10 protein-coding genes and 1 tRNA gene are annotated in these 15,425 nt (G+C 53.6%); 2 read left to right on the forward strand and 9 right to left on the reverse strand.

What is annotated here, in order from left to right; genetic code table 11:
* Positions 1-92: 92 nt before the first annotated feature.
* The 6 genes from J0L72_05070 to pilM are packed head-to-tail and all read right to left on the reverse strand — an operon-like array spanning position 93 to position 6,070.
* Positions 93-509, reverse strand: coding sequence for a hypothetical protein (locus J0L72_05070; GenBank protein ID MBN8690151.1), 417 nt, complete (start codon positions 507-509; stop codon positions 93-95).
* Positions 506-3,016: an AMIN domain-containing protein gene (locus J0L72_05075; protein ID MBN8690152.1), complete on the reverse strand. Its 2,511-nt coding sequence runs from the start codon at positions 3,014-3,016 to the stop codon at positions 506-508. The genes J0L72_05070 and J0L72_05075 overlap by 4 nt, the downstream gene beginning before the upstream one ends.
* A gap of 34 nt (positions 3,017-3,050) precedes the next feature.
* On the reverse strand, positions 3,051-3,725 hold the full coding sequence (locus J0L72_05080; GenBank protein ID MBN8690153.1) for a hypothetical protein: 675 nt from the start codon (positions 3,723-3,725) through the stop codon (positions 3,051-3,053).
* Positions 3,712-4,371 carry a type 4a pilus biogenesis protein PilO gene (pilO, locus tag J0L72_05085; GenBank protein MBN8690154.1) on the reverse strand — a complete coding sequence of 220 codons (660 nt, stop codon included), beginning with the start codon at positions 4,369-4,371 and terminating at the stop codon, positions 3,712-3,714. The genes J0L72_05080 and pilO overlap by 14 nt, the downstream gene beginning before the upstream one ends.
* Entirely contained in the window at positions 4,368-4,982 is a 615-nt protein-coding gene (locus J0L72_05090; protein MBN8690155.1) for a PilN domain-containing protein, read from the reverse strand. Before J0L72_05090 ends, pilO begins: the two co-directional genes overlap by 4 nt.
* Positions 4,983-4,993: 11 nt before the next feature.
* Entirely contained in the window at positions 4,994-6,070 is a 1,077-nt protein-coding gene (gene pilM, locus J0L72_05095) for a type IV pilus assembly protein PilM (protein ID MBN8690156.1), read from the reverse strand.
* A 324-nt stretch (positions 6,071-6,394) separates the two neighbouring features.
* Here pilM and J0L72_05100 point away from each other — a divergent pair, with 324 nt between their 5' ends.
* Together J0L72_05100 and mutS are read left to right on the forward strand one after the other, a co-directional pair.
* Positions 6,395-8,320: an ABC-F family ATP-binding cassette domain-containing protein gene (locus tag J0L72_05100; GenBank protein ID MBN8690157.1), complete on the forward strand. Its 1,926-nt coding sequence runs from the start codon at positions 6,395-6,397 to the stop codon at positions 8,318-8,320.
* 11 nt (positions 8,321-8,331) lie between these two features.
* Positions 8,332-10,899: a DNA mismatch repair protein MutS gene (mutS, locus tag J0L72_05105; protein ID MBN8690158.1), complete on the forward strand. Its 2,568-nt coding sequence runs from the start codon at positions 8,332-8,334 to the stop codon at positions 10,897-10,899.
* Between the two features lie 20 nt (positions 10,900-10,919).
* On the opposite strand, the gene J0L72_05110 is transcribed toward mutS, so the two are convergent.
* From J0L72_05110 to J0L72_05120, 3 genes are all read right to left on the reverse strand, one after another.
* A tRNA-Leu gene (locus J0L72_05110) sits at positions 10,920-11,005 on the reverse strand.
* Positions 11,006-11,034: 29 nt separating this feature from the next.
* A complete protein-coding gene (locus J0L72_05115) occupies positions 11,035-14,103 on the reverse strand; it encodes a hypothetical protein (GenBank protein ID MBN8690159.1) in 3,069 nt (1,022 codons plus the stop codon).
* Between the two features lie 145 nt (positions 14,104-14,248).
* Entirely contained in the window at positions 14,249-15,358 is a 1,110-nt protein-coding gene (locus J0L72_05120) for a DegT/DnrJ/EryC1/StrS family aminotransferase (GenBank protein MBN8690160.1), read from the reverse strand.
* Positions 15,359-15,425 lie beyond the last annotated feature (67 nt).

Here is a 15,425-nt window from a genome sequence, read left to right on the forward strand (position 1 = left end):
GCGACCAGAATGCTGAGAAATCTGGGACATCTTCTGGAAGAGTGGCTCATAGCGGCTACTCCAGATTTCAGCCGCAGATTCCTGCCCTGGCATTACGGCCTTCCGGAAGGAACCGATAAAGTGAAGTTGGCAGTGCCAGAAACGGCTCCACCGCTATAGTTAAAGACTCCTATGATCCCGCTCGAGGTCTTCGTCATTGTGCCGTGGACAGACGTGTAATCTTGCCCGGTGGTGAAGTCCACGGTTACGTTGAACGTGCCTTCCCGATCTACCGTGCCAGTGACGGTTCCACTCACGCCGTCCGAGATTCTGGAAGTCGTTCCAGTGATCACACCGAGCCGCGAAACGTTAATGTCAAACGAGCCACCTTCGGTCGTGCTAGTGTCGTCCCACGGTCCGACCCACGAACCCATGTAGGCGCTATCGACGTTGGCATTGAACAGTTCGCCGCCGCAACCAGATAGGGATGCGGCAACGAACAATGGAGCTAAGAACCGAGCCGCTTTCATGGCTTTGGCCTTTCTGGTGTAGCTCGCTCATCCATTGCGGAAGTGAGCGGCCCGGTCAACGATTTCGCAGAAACAAAGATCACCAGCTCTCGGCGAACCTTGGTTGTCGTTGTTCTTCGGAAGAGTTGCCCCACCAGTGGAAGGTCCATCAGAATCGGCACGCCGCTCATTTGCTTTGTGTCTTGATCTTGGATCAATCCGCTGATAGCAAATGTCTCACCACTCTTCATGGTGATTGTTTGCTGGGTGATGCGTTCGCTGGTTTGCGGCAGTTCTGCAGCAAATCCCTGAACGCTGACCTTGTTAAATCCGCGCAGGAAGCTGACCACAGGTCGCATGTCCAGAGTGACCGTTCCGTCGTCAGAAATCCGCGGCAGAACCGCCAAGTTGATTCCAACGCGGACCGTTCCGATTTGAACCGAAGGACCATTTGTGCTCGACGTGATCGACTCGACATATCGAATCGCGTCACCGATAAACAGTTCTGATTCTCGGCCATCCGGCGCGATCATGTTTGGCCGCGCGATCAGATTCGAATCGTTGGCAACTCGGTCCAATGTTCCAATGACGTCACCTTGGAAGTTCTTGTCGTTGATGTTCACACCAACCGAGTTCTTTGGATTATCGTAGGTGTTGCTCAACTTAATGAACTTCACCGCGCCGCCAGTAAAGATGCTCCAGTCGAGTCCGATGTTGTTCGCATCGTCCTTGCTGAGTTCCATAATGCGCACCTCGAGCGCCACCATTTTCGGCGGAATATCGAGTTGCTTCAGCACCTTCATTGCGTTGCTGATCTGCTCATCGCTACCGCGCAAAATCAATCGCATTGGCTGGGCATTCGGCTCCATTTTATTGAATGGCTGACCTAAGCCACCATTGAAACCGTCAGTTCCCTTTGGACCGCCCTTGTCTTCGTTCGTCGTTGATCCAGAGCCGCCGCCATTCTCCTTGACTTGAGGCGAATTGACGGTATTACCGACTGATACACTGGCTCCGCGATTATTGTAGAGCCGTGGAGTACCGACCGTGCCCGGAGCGATGCTGGCTCGTACACCTGGTACGAGGCTGACGATTTCATCGCGCAGTGATCGAGGCTCGGTGTAGCTGATTTCGTAAACGGTGAACTTGTCTGTAGCGAGGCCGGTGCCATCGAGTTCTTCGAGGGCTTCCACCAAGCGATTGACTTCATGCTCGCGACCAACGAGAACAACCATTTGAGGGCTGTTGCTCTCAGCAGGAGTTGCGCGCACTTGAACGTCGCCTACCTTTCCTTCTTTTGCTCCGAGAGCGTTCACCAATGAAAGCGCATTAACGCCCTTTACTGCGTAAGTCTTCTGAACGATGGCCGTGCTAGTTGGGACTTCAATCCCGAGTGCATCGCAAAGTTGGTTGTCGATCTCTCGCACAATTCGTTCGACTTCATCGAGTCGTGCGCGCTGACCAACCACCATCACGTAGTCTTCGGGCTTAGCTTCAGACGAAGCAGCCGATTTTGTATCTGCTGGTTTCGTCTCTTCACCCTTTGTTGCACCATCAGTTGGCGCGCCTTGCAATCCTGGGATAGGATTCGGGACATTCTCGGACGGAAGGATGATCTCATATCGTCCGGTCTTCGTGACTTGGTTGACCTGGCGATAAGCCAGATTCTTGACCTGCTTGGCCTGCTTGCTATAAATCGGAATGACGCGAGTTTCCGTGGCGATGTCGAGCGAAGGATCGCTCTTGCTAATCGCGCTCAAAATCTCGCCGATGCGATCTGGAGTCGCGACCACGATGGTCTTTCCGACGCGTCCATAGCGCAGTCCAGAAACTGCAGTGATCACGCTCAAAGCCTCATCCACTGAAACGCGGTCGAGCTTGATCGTGACTTCACCCTTTACTCCAGGCGCGGTGACAATGTTCAAACCAGCCTGGATTGCGAGCGCCTTGAGCACTTGATTGACGTCCGCATTATCGAATTCGAGAATGACGGTCTTATCGGTCGCTCCGGTGATTGTGTTCAGGAATGGATTGACCGGCGTGACAACCGAGCCACCTTTGACCACTTTGCCAGGGTTGTTGGCGACAGGACCTTCGTCGATGGACGGCAGATTGTTGCCGTTCGAAACCGGAGTTACTGAAGATCGGGAATTCGAATTTGGATTGGCGATCGGATTGTTGACCGTGTTTGCGGGGTCCACGGTGATCTTCCAACCATCATCGGTTTGAGACAGAACAGGCTTGTCGGTAGGGCGTAATCGAAGTACGACTCGGCATACCGGTGGCTTGGTGGTGAACTGCACCCACTGCACATTGGTCACACCGCCATGATTAAGCTTGACGGTCTGAGCCGGTGCCTTCAATACGCCGCGATAGGACGAGATGAAAACGGTGCCTTTGTTTGCGCGGGTCAAGGTTGGCTGGGCCAGTCCTTCTCCTCGAACAAATACTTCAACACCCGCTTCCGTCTTTCGAACATCAACTCCGGTTAAAACGCCTTGAGCTGCAGCAACAGAAGCTGCAGCCAAAAGGCTGATCCCAAACAAATTCTTGAAAAGAACGTTATTCTTTTGCATCGCTATTGATGGCGAGCGTCACGCGCTCACCGCTCCCGCTTAGTACAACCTTGTTCTTGGTGATCGAAACAACCCGGTGACCCGAGACCGTATCGCCCACTCGAAGAACTCGCTGCTTACCGCTTTCATCCTGAATAACTGCGAGCGCAGTATCCCCAAGGACAACACCGGTTAATTTGAGAGACGGAGCTTCAGGTTGATTCGAATCGCCAAGACCGGTATTTTCGCCTGGATTTCCACCATGGACGTTTGGCATCGGCTGAATATCCCCTGGCATCGGCGGCATCGGCGGGTTTTCAGTGGGCTGATATCCCACCGGCTGATTGCTCGCGGTAGTCGTCGGATTTGCTGAAGGCATGGTCGGCGTACCCGTTGTTGCACCTGTTGGTGAGTTCGATTGGACCGCACCTGGTGCCAAGAAAGGATCGCGCTGTGGCAATTTTCCAGCGATCAAATCGCCTTCGCCAGTATCTTCGGCATTGCCCGGATCAGATTCCGTGCCTGTGCCAGCCGCGACCGAAGGCTTATCCTTTTTGGCTTCTGGCGCAGGAGCACTGCCACCGCCACCAATGATCTGGAATGCACCGACGCCCAAGAGCAGAAGCCCCAAAACGCCGATGATCGCTAATTTCTTCTTTTCATTTGCATTAGACGCCTTCATGTTGATTGCCTCCAAATGTCACAGGTTTGCTTGATCCCTGCTGAGTTTCAGGGAAGAGGAATGCTTTGATTTCAATCGTGATTTCCAACGAGGAATCCACAGCCGCGCCAGTCTGGCTACCGTCCTTGATCGGCTTCAACGTGACCGAGGTCACAGCAACAATCTTCGGAAACTTCTCGAGTTCGGTAAGGAATGCCAAGACACGCAAGTAGTATCCGGTTCCCTTGACTTCGACATACTGTTCTTCGTAAGTCTTAGCGACAGGAGCCGATTTCCCACCTTCTTCATCCGTTTTTGGCGGCGGAGTTGGGAACTTGTTTGGCAGCGGTCGAACACCAGTCACAACGATGCCATTCTGCTTACCAAGGGTTTCCAATTCGGTCATCAGAGTCGGCATATAGGCACGTGGCGGGACACCTTGCTCCAAGTGATCCAGCTTTTCTCGCGATTCCGAAACCTTGAGTGTGATCTGGTCCAACTCGGTGCGAAGATCATCTTGGCGATCGACTTGCGCCTTAAGCTCCTTGATCTTTGCGACTTGGTCGTTCATAGTTCCGAACTGCAAGTACGATGCACCGGACGCCAAGACGAACGTGAGTGCGCTCATCGCGACATATAGCTTTGTGTTTACGCGTTTGATGTTCATGCGCCATTCTCCTTAGTGTCGCCTTCCTTCTTTTCGGTGATCGGAGGCAACTTGGCCGATCCTGCGATCTGTGCAGCCACTTCGAATCGAATGCTCTTGTTTTCAGCAGCGACGTCGCCCTGGGTGTACTTGAGCATCACGTTCTCAAGGTCCTTAGTTCCTTGTAAACGAAGAATCAGTTCTGAAACGAGTTCTTGAGTCGGGCCAAATCCTTGAACCTCGACGGTCACCGGATCTTGCTCCGAAGGCTGGTTGCAACGCATCGAGATCAGCCAGATACCCTCTGGGACCGATCTTGAAATGTGATCGAGAACTCGTGCCCATCGCTGGGTAGTGATTCCCGCATCTTCCAAGGTGGTCAATCGCGGCGAGAGCACAGCAAACTGTTGCTCGTTCGCCTCGATGGCGTCCACCAACGGCTTCATCTTGTCAACCTTGGACTGATAATCAGCTCTTTGGCCCAAAAGCGATTCGGTCTGCAAAAAGAGGCCACTGTAGATGCCCCCGCCAACCAAGAATGTGCTCATAAATGTTGTGAGCAAAACGCGTCGCTTCTTCAGCTCATTGCTGACCAGGTTCCGTTGTTCTTGAATTAAGTTGATTTTTGGCATGATCGGTCTCCTTATGCGGCAGGCATCAACGGCCGGATGGCCAGCCCTCCTGCAACGCTAAGGTCGAGCCCCGCTCCAAATTCATGAGGCGTGCAATTGGCAAAATGTGGTGAGCTGAAAATGCCCAAATTGGTCACTGGCAAACCAAGCTTCTCGCTCAGATATCGATCGATTCCTTGCAGTTTCGCACCGCCACCCGTCAACACAATCGAGGTCACTGGCATCGGCTGTTGGCCATCTACTTGCTGCGATTCGTAATAGTTGATCGATCGTCGAATTTCGCGGACCAACTCTTCTAGTCGTGGGTGCAAAACTCGAAGCGGCGGGTTGTCCGTCGGTTTCGAATCAAGCAGTTCGGCGACGTTCAAAAGACTCTTGCCGGTTTCTGCGTCTTCTTCAGAAAGGTCAAAGAACGTCCTCAGCGCTTCTGTGAATTCGCTACCGTTTCCTTGTGAAATCGTACGAGTCATCACAAAGATGCTCTTGCTGATGATCGAAACGTTGTTGCCACCGGCGCCGAGATCGATCAGCGCGAAGGTCTCGTCGCCCCAAGCTCGGCTGTAGTCAGCTTCGATGAGTGAACGGTACGAAGAGAATGGGCTGACGTCCACAACCTGGACTTCCATTCCGAGTTCTTCGCAAACCTTAACGCGTGATTCCACAACGTCGCGCGGTGCGGCAACGATCAAGACTTCCATCTGAGTTTCGTCAACGTCACCCAGAATTTCAAATTCAACAAAACTATCTTCGACCGAAGTGGGGATGTACCGACCAGCTTCAAATCGAATGGACTTTCTCAAGATTGCCTCGGACATCTTCGGCATTCGGACAGACCGCACGACGACGGTACTGCCTTGCACGCTGATGATCGCGTCCTTGCAAGTGACTCCCGCATGGCGCAAAACCGATTTGGTCACTGCCGCAATCGCCTCGACATTGGTGACGATGCCGTCCCGAATGCAGTCCTTGGGGGTTGGTGCCCAGCCTGCTTTGACGACTTTGAATCCGCCAGGGGTCCGCTCCGCTTGGACCACCTTGATGGTGTGATGTCCAAAGTCTAGGCCAACAAAACTCTTTTTTCCAAACATGAGATTCTCGATTGGATGATGTGATCCGGGCGAATTACGCCGAATGAACCCTCTGAACGGTGCTCCTCAACCGTCGAAATAGCCACTCAATAGAGTCAATCGCGACCCGCTCTGAGGTCTGCAAGCTATCAAGCTGAACTTCCCATCTTTCCAAGATGGTCCGCGTTGCAGGTGTTTCCATTTGTTGTTGATTCATGGCGCACATCCAAAACCCATAGGGGCTCTAATCCAATCTTCGGAAAGCCCCAGTAAAAACCACAGGGAATTTGTGATGTTTTCTAGTTCAATCGTTTGGCGCAAGGTCGGCAAAGTAAAATGGGAGGGTTGCTGCTCAACGTTTCCAAACTCTCCAAACATTTCGGGGCCGATATCGTGCTCGACGAAGTCTCATTTCGGTTGGACCGGAAAGAAAAAGTCGCGCTTGTTGGTCGAAATGGAACGGGCAAGACAACGCTCCTAAAAATCATCACTGGGGATTACGAACCGGATGGCGGTTCCGCGACTTTAGAGCGTGGCGTTACGGTCGGCTATCTGTCGCAGGTGAGTCTTCCGGACAGTTCGCGGACCGTGCTACAGGTTGCCACTGAGGCGCGAGCGCACTTGGTCGAAACGCAAGCCCGCATCAACCAGCTTGAGGCTCAAATGGAACAAGAGGTCACAACCGAAGACCTCGATGAATATAGTCTGCTCCTCGAGCACTTCAACGCTCAAGGCGGCTACAGCATTGAGAACGATCTCAAGGTTGTCCTCAAAAAACTCGGCTTTCTCGAATCGGAGTTTGACAAGCCGGTCAGTGCTTTAAGCGGCGGAGAGCGAACCCGACTTCTCCTGGCAAAGCTCCTGCTCGAAGAGCCAGAAATTTTGATCCTCGACGAACCCACCAACCACCTCGATATCGATGCGATTGAGTGGCTAGAAGGCTGGATTCGAGGCTATGGTGGGGCGGTATTGGTCGTGAGCCACGACCGTGTATTCCTCAACAATGTTTGTCAGCGAGTGCTTGAGTTACGCCACCAGAAAATTGAGTCGTTTCCCGGCCCGTTCGATACCTATTTGAACCTGCAAAAAGAGCAAGACGCCCGGACAGAAGTGATGGCCGAGCGGCAGGCGGCAGAGATGGCCAAGCTCGATGAGTTTGTGCGCAGATTCATGAATAGCCAGCGCACCGCACAAGCGCGAGGGAGGCTCAAGATGCTTGAGCGAATGGAAGCGCAGCGGATCATCCCGCCTTCAGGCGAGCGAAATCTAGGTGCCACGCTGAAAGTTAAGAAGCGTGCCGGCGATCTTGTCTTCGAAGCCAAAAAGCTCACGATGGCTTTCGAGACTCAGAAGCTCTTTCAGGACTTGAATTGGCTGGCCCAATGGGGAGATCGATGGGGGATCATCGGCGCCAATGGGAGTGGTAAATCCACCTTGATGAAGCTGATTTTGGGAGAACTTGAACCAATTTCTGGCACAACTCGAATTGGGGCGAATGTCGATTTGGGCTGGTTTCGGCAGGACGCCACTTTCCTCGATCCAGAACTCACTCCGCTCCAAACAATCAACGAGATTCTTGGTCTCGAACATGGTCCAGCGCGCAACCTGTTAGGTCAATTCCTGATCTCCGGCGATGACTCTTTGCGCCCAATCAAGACTTTGAGCGGAGGCGAGAGAGTGAAAGTCGCCCTCGCCGTGATCACCGGCATGAGCCCAAATGTACTGGTGCTCGACGAACCCACAAACCACCTCGACATCGCCAGCCGTGAAGCACTCGCGGAGGTTCTGAGCACGTTCAACGGCACCTTAGTAGTCATCAGCCACGACCGGTGGTTCCTCGACCAGGTCACCCAAAAGACTCTAGACATTCGGCCAGAAGGAGTCGTTACGTTCGATGGTCCGGTGGGAGAATATCGACGGTGGAAGTCAGCTAGCAGCTCTCAGAACGTGCCTTCCGTCGCTCCGGCTGCTTCGCATCAACCCGAATTGCCGAAACTCAGTCCGCGCGATCTCAGCAAGGAGATCGGAAGACTCACCAAAGAAATCTCAAGTCAAGAATCCTTGATCGAGAAGCTGGAATCCGAACTCGATCAACATGAGAAAGTCATGTCGGTGCCCGATCCGAATGCGGACCACTACGCTCTCAGCGTGAAACACGCCGAGCTTTCTGGCAAGGTCAACGCCGCGCTCGAGCATTGGACCGAACTTAGCGAACAGCTCGAATCCTACAAAGCTCAACAAGGGGCTGGAGACCCTGCCCAATCAAGGTGAGAGACTAGCTTATGCGTGGCCGCACCCCGATGATGCAGCAATATATGGCCGCAAAGGATGCCCATCCTGGCGTCCTGATCGCCATGCGTGTCGGGGACTTTTACGAGTTCTATTTTGAAGATGCGGAGGTTGCAGCATCCGTCCTCCAGATCACTTTGACCGGCCGCGAAGATGCAGAGAATGGTCGTATCGCCATGGCCGGAGTTCCGTACCACTCCGTCGAAAAGTACCTCGCGCGCCTGATTCAATCGGGTTATAAGGTTGCGCTGTGCGATCAAATCGAAGACCCCAAACAAGCCAAAGGGCTCGTCCGCCGCGCAGTTACTCGGGTCCTCACTCCTGGCACTGTCGTCGAGGAATCCATGGTGCCCGCGGGAGCGAACAATTACCTTTCTGCCATCTGCGTGTTGGATGGAAAAGTTGGGCTTGCAACGCTCGATTCGTCCACCGGAGAGTTCCTCGTTACCGAAATCGAGGGCGACGCAATCAAGGATTCCATCCTGCAGGAACTCGCACGAATCCGCCCAGCCGAACTCCTGCTGGACGATCAGACCGCTGACTTGGGCGAACTCGTCGGGAACGCTTTCGGAACGAGTGTCACCACGCTCGAACCGGAAGATTCTCGCCGCGCCGAAAAGAAAATCCTCCTTCGGTTCAACATTAATAACCTGTCGAGCTTTGGATTAGATGCAAAGCCGGTAGCCGTGATGGCCGCGAATATGGTGCTCCAGTACGCCGAGAAGGGCGGGCTAAAGCTCGAGCATCTGGAAACGATCGGAACCTATTCCATTGACAGCTTCATGGCGCTGGATCCTTCGACACGGCGTTCGCTTGAACTCACGACTAATCTCTCGGACGGTAGTCGCAAATTTACGCTGCTCAGCGTTCTCGACCAAACCGTGACTTCTATGGGGGCGCGACTCCTTCGAAAGTGGATTGAACAACCGCTGCTCGATGGGACTGCGATTCGGCAGCGGCTCGACTCAGTCCAACTTCTTTCCAAAGTGAATCTTGATCGCGCTGACCTTCGGGACGCTCTCAAAAAGGTGGGCGATATCGAACGGCTCGTTGGAAGGTGTGCGACTGGTGTCGCTACGCCGCGCGACCTTGTCGCCCTTCAAATCACGATCGGCAGTTTGCCCGAACTCCATGCTCCGCTCCAAAAAGTAGCCCAGGGCCGGATAGCCGAGTTAATGCCAATGCTGGGAAATCACAGTGACTTGGCAACTCTGTTGGCAAGGGCTCTTGCGCCAAATCCGCCAAACGCGCTTCGAGATGGGGGAGTTATCGCCGATGGCTATGATCCCGGACTAGACCAACTTCGCGCACTCAGTCGCGATGGTCGAAAGTTCATCGCGGAACTCGAAGCTAAGGAACGAGAATCAACGGGCATACCGAACCTAAAGGTCGGCTACAACAACGTTTTTGGTTACTTCCTCGAGGTCAACAAGCTCGCGGCCGATCGGGTGCCAGAACATTACATCCGCAAGCAAACAGTCGCCAATGCTGAGCGGTATATCACCGCCGAACTAAAAGAATTTGAGTCTGCCGTACTCAGCGCATCGGAAAAAGCGCAGAACCTCGAGGCCGAAATCTTTGTTCGCATCCGCACCAGGATCAGCGAGAACAGTGCGAGTTTGCTCCAAGCCGCCAAAGCCATCGCCGAACTTGACACACTTTGCTCGCTTGCTGAAGTGGCGGTTCGGCGCGATTACCGAAAACCAGAAGTGGTTGAGGACGAAGTTCTCGAGATTCAGCAAGGTCGGCACCCTGTTGTTGAGGCCAATGGCGCGAGCTTCGTTCCCAACGACCTTTGCATCAACAACGATCAGCGGATGATGATCCTGACCGGCCCAAACATGAGCGGAAAATCCACCTACTTACGGCAATCCGCGTTGATTGTGCTGATGGCTCAGATCGGATCGTTTGTACCAGCGCGCTCTTGCCGACTCGGGATTTGCGATCGTATCTTCGCGCGAATCGGAGCGAAAGACGAAATCGCGGTAGGACAGTCCACATTCATGGTGGAGATGGTCGAGAGCGCATTTATCCTGAACCACGCTTCATCAAGTTCGCTCGTGATTTTGGACGAAGTCGGGCGAGGAACAAGCACCTACGATGGCCTGGCCATCGCCTGGGCAATGCTAGAGCACCTTCACTTACTCGGTGCGAAGACGATGTTCGCGACCCATTACCATCAGCTCAATGTGCTGGCCGATCAGCTCAAGGGAGTCGCCAATTTCCGGGCCAGTGTCAAAGAAGTTGGGGACGAAATTGTTTGGACCCACCGGATTCTCCCCGGCGGTACCGATAAGAGCTACGGTGTTCATGTCGCCAAAAAAGCCGGCGTACCCAAATCCGTACTTGTCCGCGCGAATGAAATCTTAGCCAGTCTCGAAAGCCGAGAAGCGCTTCCAACGGTCGTCGCGACCTCAAACAATAAGCTCCAGCTCGCTCTGTTTGAGCCTGAGGAACCTTGGCTTGCCAAAGAACTCAAAGAACTGGACGTGGACGACATGACCCCATTGCAGGCGATCACTCTCTTGGGTGAATGGAAGAAGTTGATCCAAACCAACTAAGTCATCGTGCTTGAATCAATTGGTGCCGGGGGAGGGACTCGAACCCTCACGAGTTTTAGCTCAACGGTGTTTGAGACCGCCGCGTCTACCATTCCGCCACCCCGGCGAAGAACTCAGAGAATACCCAATTTCAGCTCACAGGGCGACGCTAGGCGTCACCCCGTTCGTCGAAGTCGTGTATTCAATCCTCACAGAGGTCACCGAATTTGGTGCTGTTGCCAACGCCGAATTGATCGTGACTTGATTGCTCAGTGAGTTCGTCGTGAATGTCACCGGAGTTCCGTTCACCGTCGCTCGAATCGGAGACTTTCCAGGCGGGACCTTCATGGTCACCGAGAAGTTGAGCGGCCCACCAGTTCGATTCTTGATCGAGGTCTGTTGCCATTTCAACGCTTCCTTCACCTGGATGTCAAACCGCTTGCCACTTTGTCGGAGGCCAGTATAGGTCATTTGCGTCCATCCCGTCGGCAGTTTCGGCGAGAGGTTCAAGCTGTTTTCGGCAGGTTCGTAGTCGAGGAAGGCCATCACCGAATCCATGTAAGTTGACATTGATTCCCAAGCATTTGGCCACGCGGTTTGGATTCGGAAATCGGGATAGACCTGGCTGAAACTCGCTGCGATCTGCTCTGAGCCTAGCCCAAGTGGTCCAACATAGTTGAACAGTCGATCCACTTTGTCCTTGAGAATGTTGATCGTCGCTGGACCCTGCTCGTAATCGGCCTTCTCGCTGTAAAACAGTCCGTACCAGAGCGTGCTTAGGAACCATGGTCCGCCATTCCAATAGTTGTCACCCCAATACCGATTGACCAATCCGTCCCAATCGCCGCCCGAAATCAACAAGGGATGATTGTTGCCGTTTGCATCGTTTTGGGTGCCGTTGATTCGTCGCTCGACGACGCCCGCGCGATTATCGATGGGCGAAATTACCTGGAACGGGTAGACGATCCCCATTTGGCTGATGTCTGTGTTCTCCAGATTCCAATCGAGCCGAGCATTTACGCCTGATCGGACCAAAGAAGCACGGCCGTTGAAGTTGCTCTGATCTGCGAAATATCCGCCTCCAGAACCTCCGGCATTCAGCCCCATCCTTTGCGCGATCTTCGCAGCATCTTCCAGCCCGCGAACGACGTTCGCGTTGGAATAGATGAACGTGTCGAAACTATCTTCCCAAACACTCATGGAGTACAGCAGGTTGTACGCTTCTTCGAATCGCAGACGGTTGTCCAAAGTCGAATCGGAACTCATCGCGAATGCCGAATCACGCACCATCGCATAGTTCGTGCTGAGTAGCGAGAAGTCGCCGGTTGCGCGGTAGATATACCAAAGTGCCCACGGCAAAACGGCAGTTTCGTCCACTTGCGGCGAATTCCAAACGATGTAACCATCGGTCGTGTACTTCTGATAGAAGAAGCCCTTGCCCCAAGGTTCATTTCCGCGATACGCCGTTGTGCGCATCCAGTTGATGCAGTTGATCGCTTCTTGAATGTGCCCAGCTTTTGCCAAGCTGACCGCAGCATACATCGCGTCTCGTGGCCAAACAAACGGGTACGCGCCATTGTGCATGCCAGCAATCACAGAACCGGTTGCGCCATCGATATGCAACGCGGTAGCCAGCTTTGAGCGGGTCCAGAGTGTGTCATAGCGATTGTCAGGCAAGTCAACCATGACGCCGTCGTTGAGCCAGGTCTGCCAATACGTATTGGTCTGGGATTGAAGTGCAGAGGTGTTCGACGATGCAAACCAATCCATGACCGGAGTGAGGTAGTAAGCGTACGTTCCGGTTTGGTTGGCTGGACGCTCCATGGCTCCCGCCACGATCATGTTGACCTCGCGCGGCACCCCTGGCTGCAGAGTGATCCGTGATCCGATCCACCCTCGATCTTGGTCTGAGCTGGAGTCGCTCCATGCGTCGGTCGCCCAAGTTCCGCCAGCAGATCCTGGCGTCCCAACAGTCTTCAATCCGACTGCCAGATAGAGTGAAACGTCCTTGTTATATCCTCCAAAACTGGTGGGGTTATATTCGCTTGGCGGTTGGATGTTGTTTCCGCCACCCGTCACGTTTCGCTGGGTTCGGTCGTAGGCGACCATCACTTTGCGCACTGTATCGGTGGTTGCTCCGTCGTAGGAATCTCCACCGTTGAGTGCCCAGTCACCGTAGGCATAAAAGTTGATGGTCTTCGCGGTCGCTCCGTTGTTGGTCAGGATAAACCGCTTGATATAGATCGAACGCTGTTGACCGTTGCTTGGATCGTTCGGGAAGGTGATGCCTGCCGGGACAAAATCGAACTGATCGACCTTGATATTGTTTCCGCCGTAAGTTAGCGTGGCCGAACCTTGCAGTACGTTTGAATTCGGGACATAACTTTGGGTGACCGACGAGTAGCTGACGCCTGACGGATTACTGAGCCAGTGAGTCAATCCGTCGACGCGAATCCCAGCCATGATCTGGTTCACGTGCATCTGACCGCGATGGTCAAGAGGCAGTCCTGGAGGGAAAGTATCGTTGCCGCCGCTATAACCTTCGTTACGTGTACCGACGCCATTGACTGCTCCAGCACCAGGGTAATAAAGATCAAAAACAGTGCCGTTTTGGTCCAGCATCACGTTCATGAATCCATTGCCAGTGACACCTTCTTCTTTCCAAAAATTGACGCCGGGATAGCCTGCATTGGGCGAACCCGAACCAGCACCTGCGCCGGGCCATGCCAATTTGTTGATGTATGAATACTCGCCGGCGGTACCTGGGTAAGTGCTGAATCGCTCAATGTTCTCGCCAGCGGTCCAAGCTGAGATCTTGTACTTAATTATCTGACCGTAGGTTCGAGTGCTGACTGGAAGAGTGACCTTCCACCAATCGTCGTTGCCTCCACCAGAACGTGGCTCATTACGAACAAATTGCATCGTTCCCGGGAATCCAACGACTTGGGTCGTGCCCGTGCCGACACCGAGCGATCCTGTTGGAGACGAGCCGTCAATGGTGTAGTACACCGCTACCCGGTCGTAGGTGAAGGATGGGCCGAGTTTGGCCCAGATGACAACGGACTCTTCTTCGCGTGGAGCATCAGGCTCGCGCTGAGTGATGTTCGAAGGTTCACCATAGACTCCGTTGGTCGGGTTGTGAAACACGGTGGATGGTGCCGCGCCCGCAATTGCAACCATGCCCAACGTCAGTGGAATCAACGACAGAAGTACTCGCGCCTTCATAAACTTAACCTGGTAAACGAATCAACAAATCTCAGGCACACCAACTGTGCTGAGAATACGAATTCAGCGTACCAAACAAGGTTCAAAAATACAAGAGTGAGAATGCTAGATTCTCACTCTTGAAGCGGGATTTTTTGATGAATGATTAGGCTGTGACAGCGGAGAATTCTCGAACCGAACTCACCACATGGTTAATCTCTTCATCTGTCAGATATTGATGCACTGGCAAGCTCAAAACCTCGTTGCTTGTCTGCTCCGTGATCGGAAGGCTGCCCTTCGCGGCGAGGTGCTGGTACGGCTTGTGATAGTGCAGCGGCACCGGATAATAAATCATGGAGTCGATTTCCCGTTCCTTTAGATAGGCTTGCAACTCGTCCCGCCGACTAGATCGAATGGTGAACTGGTGCCAGGTGTGGTTGTTGCCATTGAGAGTGACCGGCACCTCAACACCCGAACCTTGCAGCCCCGCAATGAGCTTAGCGGCAACGGCTTGACGTGCTGTATTCCAACTTTCGAGCTGGGTCAACTTATGCCGGAGGATCGCTGCTTGAAGCTCTGCCATTCGGCTCGTGTAGCCAATGTGATCGTAGTAATATCGTTCGCGGCCCATTCCATGCACACGCATCGACCGGCAAGTTTCCGCGACACCGTCGTGATCAGTGATAATCATTCCGCCATCACCAGCCGCGCCGAGATTCTTGGTGACATAGAAACTGATTCCGGCAGAGTGCCCGTATCGTCCGGCGTACTTGCCGTTGCAGTGGCTTCCAATGGCTTGAGCGGCATCTTCGAGCACCAAAATTCCGTGCTTCTCGGCCACCGCATTGATGGCTGCCATATCAGCCAGCTGACCCCAAAGGTGCACCGGCACGATCGCCTTAGTTCGCGAAGTGATCGCCGCTTCAATCTTTGTAGGGTCGATCATCTGATCTTCAGCGCGGATGTCGACGAAAACAGGAGTTGCGCCGGTCTGGATGATCGCCTCAATCGTTGCGACGAACGTGAAGGAAACAGTTATGACCTCATCACCAGGACCGATTCCGGCAGCGTCCATCATGATCCGCAGGGCATCCGTACCGCTGTTCACGGCAATCGCATGCTTCGCTCCGTGATACTTGGCGACCTCTTCTTCCAGCCCTTTGTTGTGCTTGCCCAGTACGTACGCGCCGGTCGACAAAATTTCTTTGAGGTCGGCATCGATCTTGTCTTGAAGGTCAATGTACTGGCGCTTAATGTCTAAGAATGGAACTCGCATCGGTTTCTCCGCACAACATTGTGTGATTGTCTCAATTGTACTTCAACGCGCCATGCACCCCGACGTG

The sequence above is a fragment of the Armatimonadota bacterium genome (genome assembly GCA_017303935.1).
Taxonomy (GTDB): Bacteria; Armatimonadota; Fimbriimonadia; order Fimbriimonadales; family Fimbriimonadaceae; genus JAFLBD01.